Source organism: Rhizobium sp. KDH_Rht_773_N, from assembly GCF_052946295.1.
Genome location: NZ_JBRFNB010000002.1, coordinates 1,371,885 through 1,395,020 on the forward strand (window position 1 = coordinate 1,371,885; position 23,136 = coordinate 1,395,020).

Annotated in this window: 24 protein-coding genes; 14 read left to right on the plus strand and 10 right to left on the minus strand. The window is 61.5% G+C overall.

Annotated elements, in window-relative coordinates:
• The first annotated feature begins 54 nt into the window (after positions 1 to 54).
• The 3 genes from ACU8HS_RS28155 to ACU8HS_RS28165 are packed head-to-tail and all read left to right on the plus strand — an operon-like array spanning position 55 to position 2,723.
• Positions 55 to 918: a carbohydrate ABC transporter permease gene (locus tag ACU8HS_RS28155; RefSeq protein ID WP_112570014.1), complete on the plus strand. Its 864-nt coding sequence runs from the start codon at positions 55 to 57 to the stop codon at positions 916 to 918.
• Positions 915 to 1,739 (plus strand): carbohydrate ABC transporter permease, encoded by an 825-nt coding sequence (locus tag ACU8HS_RS28160; RefSeq protein WP_112570012.1) that lies wholly within the window; start codon positions 915 to 917, stop codon positions 1,737 to 1,739. Before ACU8HS_RS28155 ends, ACU8HS_RS28160 begins: the two co-directional genes overlap by 4 nt.
• Positions 1,740 to 1,742: 3 nt before the next feature.
• A complete protein-coding gene (locus ACU8HS_RS28165; RefSeq protein WP_447016178.1) occupies positions 1,743 to 2,723 on the plus strand; it encodes an ABC transporter ATP-binding protein in 981 nt (326 codons plus the stop codon).
• Between the two features lie 3 nt (positions 2,724 to 2,726).
• On the opposite strand, the gene ACU8HS_RS28170 is transcribed toward ACU8HS_RS28165, so the two are convergent.
• The gene (locus ACU8HS_RS28170) at positions 2,727 to 3,011 is read right to left on the minus strand and encodes an acylphosphatase (protein WP_112753725.1); all 285 of its coding nucleotides are present in this window, start codon (positions 3,009 to 3,011) and stop codon (positions 2,727 to 2,729) included.
• A gap of 121 nt (positions 3,012 to 3,132) precedes the next feature.
• Positions 3,133 to 4,041, minus strand: a complete 909-nt coding sequence (locus tag ACU8HS_RS28175; protein WP_377312443.1) for a helix-turn-helix domain-containing protein — start codon at positions 4,039 to 4,041, stop codon at positions 3,133 to 3,135.
• Between the two features lie 85 nt (positions 4,042 to 4,126).
• Between ACU8HS_RS28175 and ACU8HS_RS28180 the strand changes: the two genes are divergently transcribed.
• The 7 genes from ACU8HS_RS28180 to ACU8HS_RS28210 all read left to right on the plus strand — a co-directional run bounded on the left by ACU8HS_RS28180 (position 4,127) and on the right by ACU8HS_RS28210 (position 11,143).
• Positions 4,127 to 5,401 (plus strand): ABC transporter substrate-binding protein, encoded by a 1,275-nt coding sequence (locus ACU8HS_RS28180; RefSeq protein ID WP_112704156.1) that lies wholly within the window; start codon positions 4,127 to 4,129, stop codon positions 5,399 to 5,401.
• Between the two features lie 80 nt (positions 5,402 to 5,481).
• Entirely contained in the window at positions 5,482 to 6,342 is an 861-nt protein-coding gene (locus ACU8HS_RS28185; protein WP_112704157.1) for a carbohydrate ABC transporter permease, read from the plus strand.
• Positions 6,339 to 7,175, plus strand: coding sequence for a carbohydrate ABC transporter permease (locus ACU8HS_RS28190; protein WP_447016179.1), 837 nt, complete (start codon positions 6,339 to 6,341; stop codon positions 7,173 to 7,175). Before ACU8HS_RS28185 ends, ACU8HS_RS28190 begins: the two co-directional genes overlap by 4 nt.
• 11 nt (positions 7,176 to 7,186) lie before the next feature.
• Entirely contained in the window at positions 7,187 to 8,272 is a 1,086-nt protein-coding gene (locus ACU8HS_RS28195) for an ABC transporter ATP-binding protein (RefSeq protein WP_112704158.1), read from the plus strand.
• Positions 8,273 to 8,308: 36 nt separating this feature from the next.
• On the plus strand, positions 8,309 to 10,312 hold the full coding sequence (locus ACU8HS_RS28200) for an aldo/keto reductase (protein WP_447016180.1): 2,004 nt from the start codon (positions 8,309 to 8,311) through the stop codon (positions 10,310 to 10,312).
• A 171-nt stretch (positions 10,313 to 10,483) separates the two neighbouring features.
• A complete protein-coding gene (locus ACU8HS_RS28205) occupies positions 10,484 to 10,702 on the plus strand; it encodes a hypothetical protein (RefSeq protein ID WP_112569994.1) in 219 nt (72 codons plus the stop codon).
• A 66-nt stretch (positions 10,703 to 10,768) separates the two neighbouring features.
• Positions 10,769 to 11,143 carry a hypothetical protein gene (locus ACU8HS_RS28210; RefSeq protein WP_112569992.1) on the plus strand — a complete coding sequence of 125 codons (375 nt, stop codon included), beginning with the start codon at positions 10,769 to 10,771 and terminating at the stop codon, positions 11,141 to 11,143.
• 193 nt (positions 11,144 to 11,336) lie between these two features.
• Here ACU8HS_RS28210 and ACU8HS_RS28215 read toward each other — a convergent pair whose 3' ends face one another.
• On the minus strand, positions 11,337 to 12,107 hold the full coding sequence (locus ACU8HS_RS28215; RefSeq protein ID WP_447016481.1) for a siderophore-interacting protein: 771 nt from the start codon (positions 12,105 to 12,107) through the stop codon (positions 11,337 to 11,339).
• A gap of 316 nt (positions 12,108 to 12,423) precedes the next feature.
• Here ACU8HS_RS28215 and ACU8HS_RS28220 point away from each other — a divergent pair, with 316 nt between their 5' ends.
• From ACU8HS_RS28220 to ACU8HS_RS28230, 3 genes are all read left to right on the plus strand, one after another.
• Complete coding sequence (locus tag ACU8HS_RS28220) at positions 12,424 to 12,687, plus strand: DUF982 domain-containing protein (protein ID WP_112569987.1); 264 nt, start codon at positions 12,424 to 12,426, stop codon at positions 12,685 to 12,687.
• A 96-nt stretch (positions 12,688 to 12,783) separates the two neighbouring features.
• Positions 12,784 to 13,713: a lytic transglycosylase domain-containing protein gene (locus ACU8HS_RS28225; protein WP_112704189.1), complete on the plus strand. Its 930-nt coding sequence runs from the start codon at positions 12,784 to 12,786 to the stop codon at positions 13,711 to 13,713.
• A gap of 96 nt (positions 13,714 to 13,809) precedes the next feature.
• Positions 13,810 to 13,977 (plus strand): hypothetical protein, encoded by a 168-nt coding sequence (locus tag ACU8HS_RS28230; RefSeq protein ID WP_377312445.1) that lies wholly within the window; start codon positions 13,810 to 13,812, stop codon positions 13,975 to 13,977.
• Positions 13,978 to 14,008: 31 nt separating this feature from the next.
• Here the strand turns inward: ACU8HS_RS28230 and ACU8HS_RS28235 are convergent, their stop codons facing one another.
• The 5 genes from ACU8HS_RS28235 to ACU8HS_RS28255 are packed head-to-tail and all read right to left on the minus strand — an operon-like array spanning position 14,009 to position 19,002.
• Positions 14,009 to 15,073, minus strand: a complete 1,065-nt coding sequence (locus tag ACU8HS_RS28235; RefSeq protein ID WP_447016181.1) for a DUF2218 domain-containing protein — start codon at positions 15,071 to 15,073, stop codon at positions 14,009 to 14,011.
• On the minus strand, positions 15,070 to 15,912 hold the full coding sequence (locus tag ACU8HS_RS28240; RefSeq protein ID WP_447016182.1) for an ABC transporter ATP-binding protein: 843 nt from the start codon (positions 15,910 to 15,912) through the stop codon (positions 15,070 to 15,072). Before ACU8HS_RS28240 ends, ACU8HS_RS28235 begins: the two co-directional genes overlap by 4 nt.
• Positions 15,909 to 16,949 carry a FecCD family ABC transporter permease gene (locus tag ACU8HS_RS28245; RefSeq protein WP_447016183.1) on the minus strand — a complete coding sequence of 347 codons (1,041 nt, stop codon included), beginning with the start codon at positions 16,947 to 16,949 and terminating at the stop codon, positions 15,909 to 15,911. The genes ACU8HS_RS28240 and ACU8HS_RS28245 overlap by 4 nt, the downstream gene beginning before the upstream one ends.
• Positions 16,946 to 17,989, minus strand: coding sequence for a FecCD family ABC transporter permease (locus ACU8HS_RS28250; RefSeq protein ID WP_447016184.1), 1,044 nt, complete (start codon positions 17,987 to 17,989; stop codon positions 16,946 to 16,948). The genes ACU8HS_RS28245 and ACU8HS_RS28250 overlap by 4 nt, the downstream gene beginning before the upstream one ends.
• Complete coding sequence (locus ACU8HS_RS28255; protein ID WP_447016185.1) at positions 17,986 to 19,002, minus strand: iron-siderophore ABC transporter substrate-binding protein; 1,017 nt, start codon at positions 19,000 to 19,002, stop codon at positions 17,986 to 17,988. The genes ACU8HS_RS28250 and ACU8HS_RS28255 overlap by 4 nt, the downstream gene beginning before the upstream one ends.
• A gap of 327 nt (positions 19,003 to 19,329) precedes the next feature.
• On the opposite strand from ACU8HS_RS28255, the gene ACU8HS_RS28260 reads away from it, so the two are divergent.
• Positions 19,330 to 21,459, plus strand: coding sequence for a TonB-dependent siderophore receptor (locus ACU8HS_RS28260; protein ID WP_447016186.1), 2,130 nt, complete (start codon positions 19,330 to 19,332; stop codon positions 21,457 to 21,459).
• Positions 21,460 to 21,510: 51 nt separating this feature from the next.
• Here the strand turns inward: ACU8HS_RS28260 and ACU8HS_RS28265 are convergent, their stop codons facing one another.
• Together ACU8HS_RS28265 and ACU8HS_RS28270 are read right to left on the minus strand one after the other, a co-directional pair.
• Entirely contained in the window at positions 21,511 to 22,389 is an 879-nt protein-coding gene (locus tag ACU8HS_RS28265) for a helix-turn-helix domain-containing protein (protein ID WP_447016187.1), read from the minus strand.
• A 556-nt stretch (positions 22,390 to 22,945) separates the two neighbouring features.
• Positions 22,946 to 23,092, minus strand: a complete 147-nt coding sequence (locus ACU8HS_RS28270; protein WP_112569971.1) for a DUF1127 domain-containing protein — start codon at positions 23,090 to 23,092, stop codon at positions 22,946 to 22,948.
• Positions 23,093 to 23,136: the final 44 nt, after the last annotated feature.

Consider the following 23,136-nt stretch of genomic DNA (forward strand, 5'->3'; position numbering starts at 1 on the left):
GCCGATCCCCCATCCAGGCCGCAGCCTGGATGGGGGACGCTTCACGGTGTCCGTATGAGAACACGCAAGTCACCCTATCCCTACTGGTTCGTCCTGCCGGCGGCGGTGATATTCACCGTCCTCTTCCTGGCGCCGACGGTCGCCTCCTTCTGGTTCAGCCTCACGCGCTGGGACCTGTTCACCACCCAGTTCATCGGCCTGGAAAACTACCGGCAGTTCTTCCGCGAACCCTTTCTCATCCAGGGACTGGTGAATACGATCATCTATGCCGTCCTGACCTCGGGCACGAAAACCGTCCTCGGCCTGCTGCTCGCCGTATTGCTGACCTCGGGCCTCTGGGGCCAGGGCCTGTTGCGCACCGTGATCTTCTTTCCGGTTCTCGTCTCGACGATCGGCGTCGGCATCACCTTTTCGGTGCTCATGCATCCGACACGCGGATTGATCAACGTGGCGCTCGCCGCCATCGGCATTCACGGCCCCGGCTGGCTGACCGACCCGGCGCTTGCACTTTATTCCATCGTTTTCGTCGATCTCTGGAAGGGCATCGGCCTTGCGACCGTGATCTATATCGCCGGCCTCGCATCAATCAGCCCTGACTATTACGAGGCCGCCCGCATTGACGGCGCGACCCGCACGCAGATGTTCTTCCGTGTCACGGTCCCGCTGGTCAGGCCCGCGACGGTGACGGTCGTCACACTCTCGCTGATCGGGGGGCTTAGAAGCTTCGACCTGATCTGGGCAATGACGCGCGGCGGCCCAGGCTTTTCGTCGGACGTGCTCGCAAGCGTCATCTACAAGCAGTATCAGGCGGGTTTCTACGGCCTGTCGACAGCCGGCAACGTGATCCTTTTCCTGCTGATCGGCCTCATCGTTCTGCCGTTGACGGCCTGGTTCAACCGCAAGGAGGTGGACCTATGAGCCGCCGCCAGTTCTACACCGGGATTGCGGCACTGGCCGCCTGCGGCGTGATTTTCGTCATGCCTTTCCTCTTCATCGTCATTACCGCCGCCAAGACGAAACAGGATGCGGCCGCGCTGAAATTCAGCTGGCCGGTCGAATGGCAGCTCTGGCAGAATTTCATGGAGGTTGTGCAGACCCGCAACTACATGCTGCTGCTCGCCTATTTCAATTCGACCGTCATCACGGTAGCCGCAGTCACCCTCCTGGTGCTGTTCGGCGCCATGGTCGGCTATGTGCTGCAACGCCGCCCGTCGCGCTGGAACACACTCATCTACGGCTGCGTGCTCGCCGGCCTGATGATCCCGCCGGCCGTGGTGCCGACCATCTGGGTGCTGCAAGTGCTCGGCCTCTTCAAGAGCCTGTCCGGAATGGTGCTGATCCAGGTCGCCTATGGCCTCGGCTTCACTGTTCTGCTGTTTCGCAGCTTCATCGCAACCATTCCGCGGGATCTCGACGAGGCCGCCATCATCGACGGCGCAAAGCCGTTCCAGATCTTCTTTCGCGTCATCCTGCCGCTTCTGAAGCCTGTCACCGTCACTGTCATCGTCGTCCAGTCGATTGCCATCTTCAACGATTTCACCAACCCGCTCTACTATCTGCCGGGCCGGGAAAACGTCACGGTGCAGCTGACGCTCTACAATTTTCAGGGCCAGTTCCAGACCCAGTTCAACCTGCTGTTCATGAACATTCTTCTGGTGACTATTCCGCCCCTGATCGTCTTCATCTTCTTCAACCGGCAGATCGTTGCAGGCATGACCGCCGGTGCAGTCAAGGGATAGGCCATGACATCAGTTGTTCTCGAGAGTGTCCGCAAGAGCTTTGGCAGCCTGGAGGTCATGAAGGGTATCGACCTCACCGTCGAGCCGGGCGAGTTCTGCGTCTTCGTCGGCCCGTCCGGCTGCGGGAAATCGACCCTGCTGCGCATCATCTCCGGATTGGAGACGACGACATCCGGGCAGGTTTTCATCGACGGCAAGGACGTCACCGATGCAGAGCCCTCCGAGCGCGGCATCGCCATGGTTTTCCAGTCCTATGCGCTTTATCCGCATCTCACCGTCGCAGAAAACATCGGCTTCGGCCTGTCGCTTGCCAGACGCCCCAAGGCCGAAATCACCGAGAGGGTGAAGCAGACCGCCGATATCCTGCAGCTTTCGCACCTGCTAGACCGCAAGCCGAAGGCACTGTCGGGCGGCCAGCGCCAGCGCGTCGCAATCGGCCGGGCCATCATCCGCAACCCGAAAGTCTTCCTGTTCGACGAGCCGCTGTCGAACCTCGATGCGTCTCTGCGCTCGCAGATGCGCATCGAATTGACCGACCTTCATGCCAAGCTCGGCGCCACCATGATCTACGTCACCCACGACCAGGTGGAAGCGATGACGATGGCCGACAAGATCGTCGTTCTGAACGGCGGAGCAATCGAGCAGGTCGGCTCGCCGATGGCGCTTTACAACAATCCCGCCACCCCATTCGTCGCCGGCTTCATCGGTTCGCCGAAGATGAACCTGTTCGAGGGAGAGATTGCCGCGCGGGAAGGCTGCCGGATCTATGGCATCCGGCCCGAACATGTCACGCTCTCGTCGAGCGAAGGAAAATGGCAGGGCAAGATACGACATATCGAGCGGCTCGGCGCCGATACGGTAGTCTATCTCGACGCACCGGAATTGCAGACGCTCGTCGTTCGCACGGACGGCGATCGGCCGGTCAGGATCGGCGAAACGCAATTCGCCTCGCCGCTTGCGGGTAAGGAACACAGGTTCACCTGATCTCTATCGGACGATGCGAAAATCGCCTGGCACCTCGTCGAGAGTGGCCTCCTCCGCCTTCACGTCCGACACCGAAGAGCCGGCGGGTCCGCTCCAGAAACGCTCGAGCATGGAGCCGGTGGCGCTTTGAGAACCGACGATCAGGGCGCTGACCGAGCCGTCGGCTTCATTGCGCACCCAGCCCGTCAGGCCAAGCTGCAGCGCCTGGCCGCGGGTCCAGGCGCGATAGCCGACGCCCTGCACCCCACCGGTGATCCGCACACGAAAAGCATCCTGGGTTTCGGTCATCTGAATCCCTCTCCGACAACCAATGATGATGGTGCTGCCAGCGCTGATTGCAAGGGTCGTGTTGTACCGCCGGCCATGCCGGGCGTCGCCAGACGTTTTCATCGGCAGATTCGGAGCTGCCTCAACCCGTGGCGGAGATAGTGCCGATCACCGAGCGCATATCCCGCCGAAAGTCGGATGGCGACATGCCGGCAATGTTGCGGAAGGACTTGTTGAAGGCACTGATCGAGCCGAAGCCGCTATCCATCGCGATCTGGAGCACATTCGCCCCCTCGCCCATCAACTGCGCCTGGGCATGCGAAAGACGCAGCAGATTGATATATTTGCTGATCGTCATGCCCGTCGTCTTCTTGAACAGGTTCATCGCATATTTCGGATGAAGATCGACCGCGCGGGCGATTTCTGCCGTATCGATATCCTGCAGGAAGTTGCTCGCGATGAAATCGCACATGCGCGCGACACTGCGGGAAAGATGCGAATTGGGCTGTTCGAGCTCTTCGACGCTGGTGCCCGGCACCATGAGATATGACTCGAGCGCTATGCGTTCGATGCGCAGAAGCAATTCGTCGACGGCGTGCTGCGTCTTCCTGACATCATTGGATCTGGCGTAGTCATACCAGCGCGGGAAATTTGCCTCGTCGGCCGCATCGGTGGCCGATGTCAGCAGGATTTCTCCCTTCATCAGACGTGTGCCTATGGCCGGAGGCAGGCGCATCCTGAAGAAATAGACGAGCGGCAGGTGCGCGCCGGCATAAAGAGAATCATCCGAGGATTCGTCCATCTGATGCGGCTGCCCTCCCCAGAAAAGGCACATCTGGCCGGCCTTGAGCGTAATGTCATGGTCATTCATGCGGTAGTGAACGCTGCCGCGCATGATGTAATTGACCTCCACCTGCGCATGCCAGTGCGGCATCGCCATGACCGGAGGATGGGCATAGAACATCTGCAGCGCCATCGGCATGCCTTCAATCGTGCTGGCACCGGGCTGGTAAACAGGTTTGCCGACGACCTTACTTTCCGCCAATTCCATATTCCCTTTTTATGAGACAGCCGTTCCCTCCGCGCTAGATTAGCCATGTTCGCTCAGCGACGGCAATTGAAAAGGGAGGATTTTCATGCGCTCTAAACTCATCACCGCAACGACAGTGCTCGTGCTGCTTGCATCCGGATCCGCCTATGCGCAATCCGCTACGCTAACCGTCTGGAGCTGGAACGTCGCAGCTTCCGCTCTCAAATCAACGCTCGAAGGCTTCAACAAACAGTTCCCCGACATCAAGGTCGATGTCCAGGATCTCGGCAATCAGCAGGTCTTCGACAAGACGCTTGCCGCCTGCGCCGCCGGCGGCGACGGACTTCCCGATATCGTAACGATCGAGAATTTCGAGGCGGAAATCTTCTGGAGCCGCTTCCCGGATTGCTTCGCCAATCTGAAGGACCTTGGCTATACCGCCGACATGCAGGCCAAATTCCCCGATTTCAAGCGCACCGAACTTGAGATCGGCGACGTCGCCTATGCCATGCCCTGGGATTCCGGCCCGGTCGCCGTCTTCTATCGTCGCGACTACTATGAAAAGGCGGGCGTCGATCCGAAGTCGATCGCAACCTGGGACGATTTTATTGCCGCTGGCAAGAAGGTATCGGAAGCCAATCCCGGTGTCGTGATGGGCCAGGCCGATTTCAACGGCGACAGCGAATGGTTCCGCATGCTCGCCAATGAACAGGGCTGCGGCTACTTCTCGACCGACGGCCAATCGATCACCATCAACCAGCCTGCCTGCGTCCAGACGCTGGAGAAGGTCAAGGCGATGAAGGATGCCGGCACGCTGACGGCGGCAAACTGGGACGAGAAGATCTCCTCCAACACCGCCGGCAAGGTCGCAAGCCAGGTCTACGGCGGCTGGTACGAAGGCACGATCCGCTCCGGCTCGCCCGATCTGTCCGGCAAGTGGGGCGTTTATCCCATGCCCGGCATGACGGCAGACAGCCCGCATGCGGCCAATCTCGGCGGCTCTTCGCTTGCCATCAACGCCAATTCGCAAAACAAGGAAGCGGCCTTCAAATATCTGACCTATGCACTCACCACCAATGAGGGCCAGGTCACAATGCTGAAATCGTTCGGCCTCGTGCCGTCACTGCTGTCGGCCGTGCAGGATCCCTTCGTCAACGAGCCGCAGCCCTATTGGGACGGCCAGAAGATCTGGGCCGACATCCTCGCCACCCTGCCGAAGATCGTGCCGAGCCGCGGCACGGCCTTCCAGACGGATGCCGATGCCATCTACAAGACGACGCAGACGAAATACCTCGCCGGCGGTTATCCCGATGCGAAGGCGGCTCTCGACGATGCCGCCAACCAGATCGCCTCGGCAACCGGTCTTCCGATCGCACAGTGAATGACAGGCCGGGCGCCAAAGCGCCCGGCTTCGCTTGCCGCGGGAGGCGGCCGGCACATTCGTTTTGGTAAGGAGGTACCATGCCGATCAGAAACCGGAGCGCCTATGCGTTCCTTGCGCCCTATCTTCTGGTCTTCGCCGCCTTCTGGGTCTGGCCAATCATCAATTCGTTCCTGATCTCGTTCCAGAATACGCGCATCAATCCGTGGAAATTCAGCCTTCAGGCCAATTGGGGGCGCCTTTTTTCCGACCCTGCCTTCTACAACGCCGTCTATAACACGCTCATCATCCTGGTCATCCAGGTTCCCGTCATGATCGCCCTTGCGACCGTCATGGCGGTGCTGCTGAACTCGCCGCTTCTGAAAGCGCGCGCGCTGTTCCGCTTTGCCTTCTTCGCGCCTGTCGTCGTTGGCGAGGTTGCCTATGCCGCCGTCTTCCGGCTGATGTTCAATCTCGATTTCGGCATCGTCAACAAGCTGATCGGCGCAGCCGGCCTGGCACCCGTTTCCTGGTTCGACAATGCCAATGCCGCCATGGTCGTCATCATCATCGCCGTTACCTGGCGATGGGCGGGCTACAATGCCATCATCATCCTGGCAGGCCTGCAATCGATCCCTGAAGACGTCTATGAGGCAGCAACTCTCGACCGTGTCAGCAAGCTGCAACAGTTCTTCCACATCACCCTGCCGCTGCTGAAACCGATCATTCTCTTCTGTGTGGTTCTATCCGTCATCGGCACGATGCAGCTCTTTGCCGAGCCCTTCCTGATCACCAATCGCGGCGGACCGGGCGGCGGTACGGAGACACTTGGCCTGCTTCTCTATCGCCAGGGCTTTACATCCTTGAATTTCGGCTACGCCTCGGCAATCGCCTACACGATGGCAGCACTGGCGGTGGCAATCTCGCTTCTCAATCTCTGGGTCGGGAGGGAACCGAAATGAGATCCAAGTCGCAATCCCTTCTCGTCCGCCAGATCGCCCTGCACGCCTTCCTGCTGCCGCTTGCGATCATCTGGCTCTTTCCGCTCTGGATGATGTTCGTCTTCTCGACCATGCCCGACTACGGCATCTTCAGCCCGCAAATCGTTCTCTGGCCCTCGACCAACTTCATCGCGAATTTCCAGAACCTGCAGGCAGACACGAATTTCGTCGGTGCGATGGTGATCTCCATCGTCGTCGCCACCGTCTATACCATGCTGTCCGTGCTGCTGACCTCCATGGCCGGCTGGGCGCTCGCCCGCTATCGCTTCGTCGGCCGTTCCTTAGTCATCGCCATCATTCTCGGCACGATCACCCTGCCCTATTTCGTCGTCGTCATTCCGCAGTTCATCATGGTGGCGCGCGAGTTCAAGCTCGCCAATACCTGGGTTGCCCTCATCGTGCCGCCGCTTTTCAATTCGCTCGGCGTGCTCTTCATGCGCCAGTCCTTTTCCATGATGCCGAACGACCTTTTCGACGCAGCCCGCGTCGAGGGCGTCAAGGAATGGCAGATCTTCCTGCGCATTGCCTTGCCGCTCGCCCGGCCAACCATGGCGGCGCTGGCGATCATCCTCTTCCTCGCCTCCTGGAACAATTACCTCTGGCCGCTGCTGATCAATTCCAAGCCCGGCATGATGACCGCCCCGGTAGCGCTTGGCGTGCTGATCGGCCTCACCAAGGTATCCTGGGGCGGCATCATGGCCGGGGCGGTGCTTCTGACCGCACCGATCCTCGTCGTCTTCGTGGCCCTGCAGCGTCACTTCATCGCCGGCATTGCGGCCGGCGCAATCAAATAATCGGGGAGCCCATGGCAGAGCTTTCACTCAACAATATCGTCAAACGCTACGGCGCATTCGAGATCATCCACGGCGCCAATCTGGACGTGAAGGACGGCGAGTTTGTCGTCTTCGTCGGCCCTTCCGGCTGCGGCAAGTCCACGCTTCTGCGCATGATCGCCGGCCTCGAGGATATTACCGGCGGCGAATTGAAGATCGGCGGCCGCGTCGTCAACGATGTCGAGCCGGCCGATCGCGGCATCGCCATGGTCTTTCAGTCCTATGCGCTCTACCCGCATCTGACGGTGGAGGAGAACCTGAGTTTCGGCCTGCGCATGAACGGCAATCCGAAGGCCGATACCGAACGGCGCGTGCGCCATGTCGCCGAGATCCTGCAGATCACCGAATTGATGAAACGCCGCCCGAAACAGCTGTCCGGCGGCCAGCGCCAGCGTGTCGCGATCGGCCGGGCCATCGTGCGCGAACCGCAGGTCTTCCTGTTCGACGAGCCGTTGTCGAACCTCGACGCGGAATTGCGCGTGCAGATGCGCGTCGAGATTTCCCGGCTGCACAAGCAGCTTGGTACGACGATGATCTATGTCACCCACGACCAGACAGAAGCGATGACGCTTGCCGACAAGATCGTCGTCCTGCGGGCCGGCAATATCGAACAGATCGGCGCGCCGCTCGACCTTTACGACGATCCGGCCAACCAGTTCGTCGCCGGTTTCGTCGGTTCGCCGAAGATGAATTTCCTGAAGGCCGAAGTGACAGATGTGCAGGCTGGCAAGACAACGGTCGTGCTGGCCAGCGACAAGACGGTGCGCCTTCAGCTGCCGCTTTCCGATCCGTCTGTCACATCGGGCATGGCTGTGACGCTCGGCATCCGACCCGAACATTTCGGTGAACCCGGCGAAGGCGAAGCCGACCTGGAGGTCGCCGTCGACGTTGCCGAACACCTCGGCAATACCAGTTACATCTATGCCAATCTCGGCGGCGACCAGCTCATCATCGAGCGGCCGGAATCCCGCAGCCTCGGCAAGGCCGAGACATTGACGGTCTCGCTGCCTGCGGCCCGCACCTTCCTGTTCGATGCCGCCGGCAGGCGGCTCCGCTAACGTGATCCCAGGACTGAAAGACGAAAGAGGACAATTATGACGTCAGATAATCCGATCCGCTGGGGCATTATCGGCCCCGGCACCATCGCCCGCACCTTTGCCGACGGTGTCGCGCATTCGCGCACCGGCAAACTCGTGGCGATCGCCACCCGCAATCCCGACAAGCCTGGCCTTGCCGACGGCTTTCCGGGCGCACGCATCGTCAACGGCTATGAGGCGCTGCTGACGGACAAGGAGGTCGATGCGATCTATGTCGCCACGCCCCATACCGGCCATGCGGAATGGGCGATCAAGGCGATCCGCGCCGGCAAGCATGTGCTGGTGGAAAAGCCGATCGCCCTGTCCGCCTATGATGCCGAGGCAATCTATTACGAGGCCAAGAAGGCCGGCGTCTTTGCCGGCGAGGCCTTCATGTACCGAGTGCATCCGCAGACCGAGAAGCTGGTCGAGCTCATCAGGAGCGGCACGATCGGCGAAATCCGCATCATCCGCTCCAGCTTCGGTTTCAGCATGGGCAGCTACAAACCGGAACACCGCCTGTTTGCGAATGAGACGGCCGGCGGCGGCATCCTCGATGTCGGCGGCTATCCCGTTTCCATGGCCCGGCTGATTGCCGGCACGGCTGCCGGAAAGCCGTTCCTTGAGCCGGAAAAGGTCGCTGGCGTGGCGCATCTCGGCCAGTCCGGCGTCGATGAATGGGCCTCTGCCGTCCTGAAATTCCCGAACGAGATCATAGCGGAGGTCTCGTGCTCGATCATGGCGCAGCAGGACAACGTGCTCCGCATCATCGGCTCTCAGGGCCGCATCGAAGTCAAGGATTTCTGGTTTGCCTCCGGCCACAAGGGCGGCGTCGGCAAGATCGAAATCTTCAAGGGCGGCGAACAGCAGACGGTCGAGGTCAAGGAGGATCGCTGGCTTTATTCCTTCGAAGCGGATGCGGCCGGTGACGCGATCCGCGCCGGCGAGCAGGAATTCCGCTCGCCCGGCATGAGCTGGACGGATTCGATCAACAACCTCAAGGTGCTCGACCAATGGCGCGCCTCGGTCGGCCTCGAATATGGCGTCGAGAAGGCCGCCGGGCGTACCCTGAACATCGCCGGCGGCACTGTCCGACGCGGTAACTCCATTCCCCAGCGCCGGATCCCCGGCATTTCCAAGCCGGCTTCGGTCGTCACCCTCGGCTTCGAATTCTTCCCGAATTTCGCGTCTGCCTCGCTGACGCTCGATACTTTCTATGAAGCCGGCGGCAATGTCTTCGATACGGCCTTCGTCTATGGCGGCGGCAAGACGGAAAGCATCTTTGGCGACTGGCATACGAGCCGAAAAGTGCCCCGCGAAGAGATCGTGCTGATCGGCAAGGGCGCCCATTCGCCGCTCTGCTATCCCGACATTATCGGCAAGCAGCTCGACCAGTCTCTCAATCGCCTCAAGACCGACTATGTCGATATCTATTTCATGCATCGCGACAATACCGACGTGCCGGTCGGCGAATTCGTCGATGCCATGGATGCGGAAGTCAAACGCGGCCGCATTCGCGGCATCTTCGGTGGCTCCAACTGGACGCGGGCGCGCTTCGACGAGGCGATCGCCTATGCGAAGAAGAACGGCAGGGCGGCGCCTGCCGCCCTTTCCAACAACTTCTCGCTCGCCGAAATGCTCGATCCGATCTGGGCCGGCTGCGTTGCCGCCTCGGACGACGAGTGGAAGAAGTGGCTGAACGAAAAGCAGATCCCGAACTTCGCCTGGTCGAGCCAGGGCCGCGGCTTCTTCACCGACCGGGCCGGCCGCGACAAGCGCGACGACGAGGAGATTGTGCGTTGCTGGTATTCGGATCGCAATTTCGAGCGGCGTGACAGAGCGATCGAACTCGCCAGGAAACTCGGCCGGCATCCGATCCATATCGCGCTGGCCTATGTCGTTGCTCAGCCCTTCCCTGTCATTCCGCTGATCGGGCCGCGCACGATCGCCGAACTGGAAGACAGCCTTTCGGCATTGGACATCAAGCTCACGCCCGAACAGGTGAAGTGGCTGGAGGCCTGATCGCCCTTCCCGGAGAGCCCATGACGACAAGCGGCGGGCCTGAGTGCCTGCCGCTCTTCTTTTGCGCGACAGCGCGGCGGCCGGCGGCAACTAATCGGTCGGTGTTGCATTCTGGCCATTGCCCTCAACCATAGGTCATCTAGTGTAGGATCGCACCAGGGGAGAAAGGCGATGACAAGAACGGTTTGGCCGAAGGAAGCGCTGACCTCGGAGACGATGAATTTTCTCGACGGCCTTCACCGGGAGTGGTGCTCGGCCGCGCGTTGCAGGCGTGACAGCGATCTCGGGATGGCAAAGGCGAAAGCGCTGGTCGACTGGTTCGAATTCGGCGTGCGGGATCGCGAGGAATTGCTGGGCCTGTTATCGGACGATTTTTCCGGCGCCGCCTGAGGCGCCCCACTTGTTTTTGCCGTATTGGCTCTACCTCATTCTGGACGATATCAGGAGGAGACGCCCTTGCGTAAACATTTAGTATTATTCGGTATTATCCTGTTTCCGACGGCAGGTTTCGCGCAATCCCCGGATCTGGAGGCGACATGCCAATCGGTCGCCAAGGGCTTCTTCATGAGCGATCAGATTTCGATCGGCATGGTTCAATCCTTCCCGGAGCTCAAGCCGCCGGGTGTTCGCATGACCTATTCGACCCGACCGGGAACCGCGCCGGGCGAGATGACCGATACGTTCGAATGCGAGTTCGACAAGGTCGAGAAGCCGCATCAGCTTGTGCGGTTTTGCGTTTCGAGCACCTGCTATTCGTCGAGCGAAGATGACGCCGATCGGAAGCGCCGTTTTGAGGAAGCCCGAATTCTGCTGGAGCGGGCCGAGAAATAATCTACCTATGCGCGACTAGCGGCGCCGGGAATGTCACCGCTCTCGCCGGTTCCCTGCAGAAGGGCCACATCGTCACGATCGTCGTCGTCCACCAACTCCTGCATGGCCTCGTGTTCGTCATCCTCGCTGAACTCGTCGGATGCGTGCAGCCAGTGCCGAAGTGCGGCGCCTTGCGGGCCGCCCTCCTCCGCGATCAGAACTTCTCGGTCGTATCGGCCTTGCCCTCGACCCAGTAGCCCGAGGCCTTGATCCAGCCCAGCGGATAGGCGCGTTCTTCGACAAGATAGGCACGGATCGCCCGCACCACCGACGCTTCTGCGGCAATCCACACGAATGTCTGTGGAATGATGTCGATCCCTGCCAGGGCAGCAATCAGCGGTTCGGCATTCGTCGCATCGGCGAGAGGGCGGTAGACCCAACGCGTTGTAAGCGCTGCAGCCGTCTGGAAGGATTGTTCTTCCTGCGGGCCGGCGACCGCGGCGATCGCCACAATGGTCGTATCGGGCGCGCTCTCCTCGATCCGGCGGCCGATGGCGGGCAAAGCCGTTTCATCGCCGATCAGAAGCCATCTCTTCACGCTGCCTGCGACCACGGCTGAGCCGCGCGGGCCGCCGATCTCAAGAGAGGCTCCGGGCCGGGCGGCGATCGCCCATTGCGTGACCGGGCCGGCCTCGTGCAGGGCAAAGTCGATCGTCAGGCTGCAGGCGGCGTTGTCGTAGCGGCGCGGCGTGTAGTCCCGACGCTCCTCAACGCCATCGATGCCAGGCACGATGACCTTGATGTGGTCGTCAGGCGCAAGGCTGCTGAAGTCGGCAAGGTCCCTGCCCGCAAGCACGATGCGCCGCATGCCGGGCGTGATGTCGGTAACGCTTTCGACCGTCAGCGACCGGCGGCGCAATTCATGGCGTACCCGTTCGATGGCAGGTGCAGCAAGCTGGTGATGTGTGGATTGGCTGTTATCCATCATGTCCTTCCGGGGCTTCGGGAAACGATCCGCAGGACACAGCCGCGCAGATCGAAGCCGCAAAGCCGTTCGATCATACGCGTTGGGTGACGTTAACGCTTACGTGGCCGGATCGCTCCGGCCAATGACGATCCTTCTTATCGAAGGACGGAAAAGGACGCAATAGAAACTTGAGTATTTATATCCATTTTGAAACATTGTTCGAACGCTGCAATCGACCCGCAACCTGCAAGTTGTCGGATGCACGATTTTCACACGCGGTCGGTATGGTTTTTGCACCGTTACCAATATCCTTACGTTGGGGAGACCAAGTGTAATGGAATGGAACACATACGAACGCTTTCCTCCTCTGGTGCTAATGCTGGGTGGTCGGGAAAAATACAGGGTCCTCAGGACGCTGAGAGACGCCGCCGAGGTTTTGATAGCGGACTGGCCGTCCGAGGACGGCGAGGAATATGTCGTGGCCGTCAAGGCCTGCGTCGATGCGATCAGCGGACAGATCGATGTCGAGGAACTGCAGGACGCCATTCGCCGTGCGGCAGCCGAAGCCGGCATTGCGATCTTGACGGTTGTGCACTGAAGAAAGCCGGTCACCCTGCGCAGGATCCGCGGGTGACGAAGGATGCTTGCCGTCCTGCCCGAAAACCGCGACGATGTCGCGGGGCAAGGTTTGGCGATGATGAGATGCGGCATAGGCTTGTTGGCTGCGGCGCTGGTTTCTGCAGCGTGGGTTAGCGCGGCGACCGCGGCGAGCGCCGCCGAGCCGTCTGCGCCTGAAGCGGCTTGCCTTTACCGGGGGCCGGCTGACGACGGGCAAACTCTCTGCATTCGAAAAGATCATTTCAATGCCGATCTCTGCGCGGTCATGGACCGTTTCGCCGCGATCCATAACATTCCGCCCGCCTTTTTCGCCCGCCTGATCTGGCGCGAAAGCCTGTTCCGTCCGGAAGCGGTCAGTCCGAAGGGTGCGGAGGGCATCGCGCAATTCATGCCGGGCACCGCCCGATTGCGAGCGCTGGAAAACAGCTTCGATGTCATTCAGGCACTCAAAGCGTCGTCCGCCTATCTCGACGAACTCAGGCTTCGCTTCGGCAATCTCGGACTTGCTGCCGCTGCCTACAACGCCGGTGAATCCGGCCTCAGCCGGTTCCTCTCCTCCGGTCGCCTGCCGATCGAAACACGCGACTACGTATTCGCGATTACCGGGCAGACAGTCGAAACCTGGCGGGACAGCCCGCCGGAAAAAGCGGCGCCGGAACTGCGGGACGCGATGCCTTTCCGTGAGGCATGCGTGGCGCTCGCAGAAACGCGGCAGATGAACGAGCCCGTATTGACCGGGTCCGCCGACTGGGCGCCATGGGGCGTGCAACTTGCCGCTCACTATAATCCGTCCGTGGCGGACCGCCTGTTCACCATGTCGCTGGCAAAACTTCCCGAACCGTTGAACGCCGAGCGCGCCCTGATCGTGCGGCAGAGGGGCGGAAACTTCGGCTACCGCCCGCGTTATGCCGCCAGGATCGGCCGGGAGAGCCGTGCCGAAGCGACCAAACTTTGCAGCACGATCCGCGCTGCCGGCGTTGCCTGCACAGTCTTCCGAAACCGCTGATTTGAAGCGCAACGCAGCCCGACCTATCCGACAGTTTAGTGCCGAAGCGCCGCCAGGCTTGTTACGTTCGCGATGTCAACCAGCAAGGGGATTGAGATGACGAAAGCCGGCGGAACCACCGACAAACCTGACGAAACCGACAATTCCGAACAGGAGCAGGACGACTTTCTGGAGGAAGCCCTCGAGGAAACATTTCCGGCAAGCGATCCGATCGCGCCCGGTCGCCCGACACGAGAACGGTCAAAAGATAGGTCTTCCATCTGACAGATTGCGACCGACGACCGGTTGCGCAGGCCTAATCCGGTTCCCGCTCCCAATACCAGGCGACATACATGTTCCTCCTGTCGTGCCGGCGAGCCTTCAGGAAAGCCCGCATCGCGCGCACATCCTCCCTCTCGCAGGCAAACCAGACGAAGGTCTCGCCGTCGGCGGCGGCGACCGCCAGTTTTGCTTCCTCCAGAAGGACGCCCTTCGCGCCATCGGCATAGTCTTTTCGATGCAGCCAGCGTACATCCATCAAACCCGATGTCGACAAGGGCTGCTCTTCCGTCTCGTCGGCGACCTCGATGATTGCCTGCAGCCGGGTTCCGGCAGGCATTTCCTCGGCGATGCGGGCAATGGCAGGAAGCGCACTTTCATCACCTGCAAGCAGGACGGACTGCGCCGCCGGAAGGCTGCCGCCGCCGGGGCCAAGAAGGGCAACCTGTTGGCCCGGTTCGGCATCGCGGGCAAAATCGGCGCCGGGCGTCCTGATGCCGGGCGCCGGGTGCTGCAGGAAATCGATCCAGACTTCGCGCCTTTCGACATCGACCGCGCGGATCGTGTAGACGCGCACCAGAAGCTCGTCCTCGCCTTCGGGCCAGGCAACGCGGCCATCCGCCCGCAGGCCCGGCCAAACCGGCATCCTGCCCTTCGGCGGCACAAGCAGGCGCACATGCATGTCGCCGCCGATGAACGTGGCAACGTCGGCACAGGCAAATTTCACTCGTCGCATATGCGGCGTCACATCCTCGGCCGAGACCACTGTCGCCTCATGGATATTCGGCAGAACGGCGAGTGCCGTAGGATCGGACCACGTCAACTCCAGCGGATCCTCGCCGGCGAAGTAGAAAAGATGCTCGGCAAGCATGGTCCGGCTCATCTGCAGCGCCTTTTCCGAAGGGCAGGAAAGCTCGATCAGCAACTTGCTGTCCTGAATGCGGATTGCGGCCGTGCCGGCCTTGCTCTTCAGAAGGGCGAGGCCATGACTGCGATGCACCTCGGCATGCTCCACGAAATGCTCGCAGATCTCCCCAAGCATGGCCGCGGCATCCCTGGGAAGCGCGATCCCCGAGAGCTTGAATTCCTGAGCCGTGGTCATCTGTCCTCCTTATGGAATTCACGTTGCAGTTCGCGTTCGCTCGCCACCATTCGGTGCCGGCCGATCGGCAGCATGATGGGCCGGCCGGACGTGGGATCGGCGATGATACGGCTTTCCAGACCGAAAACCTGTCGCACGTTGTCTTCCGTCAGCACCTGCTGCGGCGGACCAGAGACGTGCACGCGGCCATCCGTCATGGCGACAAGGTGGTCCGCATAGCGCGCCGCGAGATTGAGGTCGTGCAGTACCATGACGACGGTAGTGCCCCGCTCGTGGTTGAGATCGGTCAGAAGATCCAGCACCTCGACCTGATGGCTGATGTCGAGGAAGGTCGTCGGTTCGTCGAGCAGCAACACTTGCGTCTCCTGCGCCAGCGCCATGGCGATCCACACGCGCTGGCGCTGCCCTCCAGAGAGTTCATCGACCAGCCGCTCGGCAAGATCCGCGGTTCGGGTCGCGTTGAGCGCAGCGTCGACCGCCTCGTCATCCCTGCGGGTCCAGCGGGAAAACAGGCTCTGGTGGGGATGGCGGCCACGGCTGACGAGATCGGCAACGGTGATGCCTTCCGGCGCGATCGGTGATTGCGGCAGCAGGCCGAGCGTACGGGCAAGCTCCCGCGACGCCGTGTGGTGGATCGACTTGCCGTCGAGCAGCACCTGTCCCCGGCGCGGCGCAAGCAGCCGCGACATGGCACGCAGCAGCGTAGACTTGCCGCAGGCGTTCGCCCCGACGATGACGGTGATCCTACCGGGCGGCACGGCAAGGTCGAGGCCATGCAGGATCTCGTCTTCGCCGTAACCGGCCGAAAGGCCGCTGGCCGCAAGAGTATGGATGGTCATGGTGAACCTCCGGTCCTGTTGACGCGCACGATCAGGTAAATCAGGTAGGGAGCGCCGAGCGCACCGGTGACGACGCCGACCGGGTATCGGCTGGGCAACAGGAACTGGCCGACATAGTCGCCTGCCAGCACCAGCACGGCGCCGACAAGGGCTGCCGGAATGAGGACGGAACCCGCATTTCCGACGATGCGGGCGGCAATCGGCCCCGAGAGGAAGGCGACGAAGGCGACCGGGCCAGTCACTGCCGTTGCCGAGGCGATCATGCCGACGGCTGCGACGATGATCATGATACGGGTGCGCGACACGCCGACGCCGAGCGCGGCCGCGGTGTCATCCCCCAACCGCAACGCTTCAAGATCGCGTGTACGGCCCAGAAGCAGCCCGCCGAAAATGCCAAGCGCCAGAAGGAGCGGCGCCGCCTGACCAAGCTGCGCGCCGTTGACGCTGCCCGTCAGCCACCGGATCGCCTCCTGCAGGCTCCAGGCCGGCGCCTGCGACAGGACATAGGCGATGATGCTTTCCAGCATCGCGGACACGCCGATGCCGACGAGGATGAGCCGCGTGCCGGCCACGCCGTTGCGAGACGACAGCCCGTAGACCATGAGGGCTACTGCGAGCCCGGCGGCGACCGCGACGACGGAAACGATCGGCCCCTTCAGCGACAGGACGACGATGGCGAAGACGGCGGCCGCACTCGCGCCCGAACTGATGCCGATAATATCGGGGCTTGCGAGCGGATTGCGCAACATGATCTGGAAGGCGACGCCGCCGAGCCCGAAACTCAGGCCCGCAAGCACCGAAAGCACCGCTCGCGGCAGCCTGAGCTGACCGACGGTGAAGGCCGCACCCGGCACGTTTTCGCCCAGCAGCACCCGGATCACGTCTCCGGCGGGCGTGAAGGATTGTCCGAGCGACAGGGTGAGTGCGAAGATCGCCACGACGAGGCAGAGCAGCATGGCGACGAGGAGCCTATGCCGGCGCGCCCTGCGGCGACGGTTGCCGGCGATGCGATCAAGGGAGGAGACAAGCACGGTCATAATTCTCGCACCAGCTGGCGCCGAACGATGGCGATGAAGAAGGGCGCGCCGATGAGTGCCGTCACGATGCCGACATCGAGTTCGGCGGGGCGGGCGACGATGCGGCCGATCACATCGGCTGCCAGCAGCAGGCAGGCGCCGCCCAGAGCGGAAAAGGGCAGGAGCCAGCGGTAGTCTACGCCAACCAGCAGGCGGCAGAGATGCGGAACCACGAGGCCGAGAAAGCCGATCGGCCCGCAGACCGCGGTCGTGGCGCCGCAGAGCAGGATGGCCCCCAGCGCTGCGACACCGCGCGCCAGCGCCACGCGTTCGCCGAGCCCGGCGGCCAGATCATCGCCAAGCGCAAGCGAATTCAGCTTGCGCGCCGACAGCAGGCTGATGAGGAAGCCGGCCGCCAGAAAGGGCAGAACGGGCAAGATGCGTTCGAACGTTGCCCCGCCAACGCCGCCGATCTGCCAGGACCGGATGCCGCCGGCGATATCGTTGCGCGGCAGGACGACAGCGATGACCATGGAGGCGAAGGCGACCGAGGTTGCGGCACCGGCGAGCGCCAGTTTCAAGGGCGTTGCGCCGCCGCGTCCGAGCGAACCGATCGTATAGACGAAAGCCGCCGAACATCCCGCCCCGAGGATGGCTGTCCAGATATAGGCTTCGTTCGAAGAAATATCGAACCAGGCAACCGCAACGACGACAGCGAGCGACGCACCCATATTGACGCCGAGAATACCGGGATCGGCGAGCGGATTGCGTGTCACCCCCTGCATGACCGACCCGGCAAGGCCGAGTGCCGCGCCGGCGATCAAAGCGAGCAGCGTGCGCGGAATGCGCACCGTCACCGCGGCCTGGCCGATCGTATCAGCACGACCGGCAAGAGCCGCCGAAATATCTACCCAGTCGACATCGCGCGTGCCGACCGTGACCGAAAGCGCGCAGAGGCCGGCAAGAGCCGCGGCGAGCCCGAATAGCCAGAGGCTGCGGGCCCGGTTCGACCGGGCTGATAGGGGTCGCCGGGGCGACAATTTTGGACTGCGTGCAATCATCGGGGTTTGCTGGGGGATTTTCTGGCGGCGTCCGCAAGCAGCGCCACGTAGTCCTTGAGGACCCAGGAGATCGACAACGGCGTCGGATTGGCGGCGGTGCCGACCGGATCGCGGCCGAGCGTGACCAGCGCTCCCCTGGAAACTGCCGGCATTCTCGCTGTCAGCGGGTTCTTCTCCAGCGCTTCGAGCAGCTGCTGGTTCCCATAGGTGACGACAATATCCACATCGTCAAAGGAATCGATGCGTTCGGCACTGATCGAGCCTGCGAATTTGCCAGGTGCGGAGGCTTCGACGACGCTTCTTGGAGACTTCAGCCCAAGATCGGCGAAGAATTTCACACGTGTATCGTTGGTCGTGTAGAAGTTGACCGTGCTGAGATCGGTGGCGTTGAGATGCGTGATGAACATCGCCGACTTGTCATGCAGTTCGGGATGGCCGGCGACCGTCTCCGATATTTCACCCTCGATCTTCCTGATCAGGGCCTCGCCTTCTGCGGCCATGCCAAGCCCGGCACTGTCCAGGCGGATCATGTCGCGCCAGTCGGTCGACCAGGGCGCATCCGGATAGGCGACAACAGGGGCGATCTGGCTCAGCGTATCGTAGTCGGACTGGCTGAGGCCCGAATAGGCCGCCAGAATCACGTCCGGCCGGGTGGCAGCGACCGCCTCGAAATCGATGCCGTCGCCTTCATCGAACAGGACGGGTTTTCCCGCATGCAGCTGCTTCAGCCTGTCAGCGACCCAGGGCAGCAATCCGTCACCGTCATCATCGCCGAAATTGGCGGCAGCGAAACCGACGGGAACGATACCGAGCGCCAGCGGCACTTCGTGATTGGCCCAGGCGACCGTTGCGACCCGCTCCGGCTTCTTTGTGATGACCGTCGTGCCGAACGCATGTCTGATGGTAACGGGATAGGACGTGCTCTCGTCAGCCCAGACGCTGCCGGACGCCGCTGCGATCAGCCAGCCATAGATCAGCGCCAGTTTTGCGGCCAGACGTAAAAAGCGCAGCATCGTGCAAACTCCGCCAGTTTTAAGTTGACCTCCACTTTCAGGTTAGTCTACCTGCGTCAACGGTCAGGCCGGCGCTTCGAGGCTGCAGCGTTGAGATTTCCGTGGGATCCTACAAAACCCGGGAAATTTACAATACTGGACAAGCGCGCTCAAGTTAGTAGCCGTCGCAGGGGACATCGAGCAGCCATCATGGCGTCCAGTCCGGGGCAAATCTCTCGTTGGCACCGGCGGTCGGCATGCCGCTCAGCTCGATCCTCAAAACGGCATTCCATTCGGCATCCCCTGCCGAAGAGCCGTAACAGCGATATCAACTTCTGGAACGTGAACATGGACATCGAAAGAACAGGCGCTCACTCGCGACAGACCCTCCTCCGCTACAGGAATGCGGTCCTTCTCGGTTGCACGGCGCTTGTCGCCCTCGCACCTGGCGCGGTGCTCGGCCAGGACGGCGCGAATTCCGATACGGTCACACCTCTTGCGCCCATCGTGATCCAGGGCAGCGGCCTCGATACGGACAATGACTCGAAATCGATCGTTGCGACCAAGACCATCAGTGGCAATGGCATGGCGACCGATCTTCTCGACACGCCTGCTTCCGTCTCCGTCATCACGTCGAAGGAAATCCAGGAGCGCGGCGCCCAGGACACCGAACAGGTTCTGCAATATACATCCGGTGTCACGACCGATTTCTACGGCTCGGACGACCGCTTCGACTATTTCAAGATCCGCGGCTTCGATGCCTATACCTATCGCGACGGCCTGACGCTCGGCGACCCCTTCGGCGGCATCCGCGAAGAGCCCTTCGCCTTTGAGCGCGTCGAAGTGCTGAAGGGAGCCAATTCCACCACTTTCGGCGTTTCCGATCCCGGCGGCGCCGTCAACTTCGTCACCAAGCGGCCGAAGAGCGGGCGCTTCGGCGAGGCCTATGTCACCGGCGGCTCCTTCGACCATCGGGAGACCGGCGTCGATTTCGGCGACAATATCACCGAGGACGATACGTTCTCCTATCGCATCACCGGCAAGGTGAGGCGTGCCGACGACGAATATGACTATTCGCAGGACGACGAAAACTTCGTCATGGGCGGGCTGACCTGGCGCCCTAGCGCCGATACCAATTTGACCGTGGTCTATGACCATCTGGACAAGAACGGCGTTCCAGGCGGCGGCGGTCATCCGGTCGGTTCGGACTTCGCGCGAAGCCGCTTCTTCGGCGAGCCTGATTTCAACTACCGCGACATCAACAGAAACACGCTGAGCGTCATGTTCGACCACGACTTCGGTTCGGGCCTGACCTTGAGCTCGAATGCACGCTACAGCAATACCAAAAGCAATTTCGGCTACGCCTATATCTCGGCGACACCGACAAACGGCTCGACCATCGCCGATCGCGCCTTCTTCGCCAACGACCAGGCGGCAGAGAACTTCATCATCGATACCCGCCTGCAATATGAGACGAATTTCGAGGATATCGACAGCCGCAGCCTTGTCGGTCTGCAGTACAATAACCTGCAATCCGACAATGACGGTTATTTCGGCGGCGCCCCCGGCATTGACTGGACAAACCCCGTCTATACCGGCGCGCCGGCCTCGGTTCCGCTTTACCAGAGCCTGACAAACGACCAGAAGACGACGGCCCTCTATCTGCAGCAGGATCTCACTTTCTTCGACAGGCTGACCGCCTCCGTCGGACTGCGCAACGACTGGCTGGACCTGCAGCAGCAGGACAACATGGCGGGCTCGACGACCGACGCCGATCTCAGCGAATTCACCAAACGCGCCGCATTGAGCTACAAGATTACCGATCAGGTCGCGACCTATGTCAGCTACGCGGAATCGGTGCTTCCAGCCTCGCTGACGCTCGATCCCGAGCGCGGCGAACAATGGGAAGTCGGCGTCAAATACCGGCCCGACGATTTCCCCGCTCTCTTCAGCGCCGCAGTCTACGACCTGACCAAAAACAACATCACCCGCACCAACCCGGCAACCGGCTTCCAGGAGACGATCGGCGAGGTTCGCGTGCGCGGTATCGACCTCGAGGCGAAGGCGGAGATTACCGACAATATCAGCCTGACGGCCGCCTATTCCTACATGGTTTCCGACATTGTCGAGAACGGCACGCTGGGCAACGAGGGCAACGAGATGTCGTTCGTGCCCAACCACATCGCCTCGCTCTGGGTCAATTACGGCATTCCCGGCAACGGCTTCCGTGGCGACATGAACTTCGGCCTCGGTGCGCGCTACACAGGCTCCTATTATTTCAACGACGCCAACACCCAGTCGACGGGCAGCAGCATCATCTTCGATGCCGCCTTCAGCTACAAGATCCAGGAAAACACGTCCTTCGACGTCAACGTCAGCAATCTCTTTGATGAGAAGCATGTCGCCTATGGCGGCTTCGGTGCGGATTTTTACAATCCGGGTCGCTCCATCTACGCAACACTGCGCCAGACCTGGTAGCCGGCCGGTCCCGTTCGCATCCCTGCGGACGGGACGACCTCCCCCTCAGAGCTAACGGATCTGCCGCATCCGCCGCCAGGCAGCCGGCGTATCGCCGGCGATCTGACGGAAGACCTTGGTCAGATGCGCCTGATCGGAAAAACCGAGCTGGGCGGCGATATCGCTTTCGACGAGCAGCCGCTTGGCATGATCGATGCGTTTTCCAAGCTGCCACTGCAGCGGCGTTTTGCCGGTCGTCTGTTTGAAAACGTTGGAAAACCAGCTTTCCGACAGGCCGACGATCTCTGCCATCTCGGCAACGGTCAGGCGGCAATCGCTCGGCCTGTCGATCCGCGCGATCAGCTTGTTCATCTGCGCCTGCGTCAGCCTTCCGTTCGGCTGCTCGCCACCCTGGCGGGGAATATCCAGGAGACCGCTGACGATGCTGCCGACAAGGCTCTCGCCATAAATCTCGTGTCTCGACGGGCTGGAGACCTCGTCGACGACAAGGCGGGCAAGCGTTTCGATGGCTCGAGTGTCCTGCATCTCGACCGGATTGCGCAGCGCCGTCATCGCCGCCGAATTGCCGACCGACGGCGCGAGGTATCGCAGCAGCCGGTCCTTGTGCATGTGCAGATTGAGGTGGGAGAAGCGGTGCGTCGTGCCGCTCGTCGTCCACATGGGCATGCCGGGCGGAACATAGACGGCTCGCGTCATCGGCCTGTAATGCTGCTGAAAATCGCCATCCCGGTTCGACATGCGGATCTGGGACGAGACATCGCTGAAGAAAATCATGATGCGCGGATCGTCAGAGAGGTAGTAGCCCCTCGCCCCGGATTGGCTTTCGGCTTCCCAGAAGACGCTGACGAGACCGTCGAACTGGCGCCATTTGGCCGGCGCCATGACCCGGATGCCTTCGGTGTGCCAGACCATGGAATGCCAGAAACTCAATATTGGGATCCATCCTTGCTCGGCATGATCGCGCCCGTCCGAAAGGCGGAGACGCCCGCTGCAGCCATTATCCCGACGGCCTTCCGAGGGCGATATCACGCTTTTCCTATCGCCTTCTAAGGCAAAAATAACATGAGTTCAATTATCATGTTTATCGATGTCCCGGCAGCATCGGCGTTCAGTCCGAGCGACACCCGCCGAACGCCGAGAAGAGCCGACCGAGATTGATGGAGACTGTGGCTGCCGCCGAAAACGAACAAGGCGTCTGCCGGGGGAGGAGATCCAGCAGACGCCTTCTATGAGGCATGGCGACGGGAGGAGGATGTCGCCACGTAGACGCCGGCCCGGGAGGAGGTAGGCCGCGTCTGAGACGAAGCGACGAGGGAGGAGTTTCATCGCTTCGTTGACCTGGAATATAGGCCGATGGCTGCCAGTCTGCTAGGCACATATTTGCAAGGGTGCCATGCGCTATGCGTTGAGCGAAGAGCTCGGCGGACACAAAAAACGCGCCCGCCTTCCTCAGGCGAGCGCGTCTTGCATTCATAAAGAGCCGCTCTTAGCGGCCGATGGCAGCGCGTGCGACGTCGCGGATGTCACCACGAGCAATGCCCAGGTCGTTCAGTTCGCGGCTCGACATGCGGCCAAGCTCAGTAACGGTTTGACGGTACTTGCGCCAGTTGTTGAAAGTGCGTGCGATGTTCATTGCAATCCCCTTTCCGTGGGTCCAGCGACAGCTGCCAGTTAGCG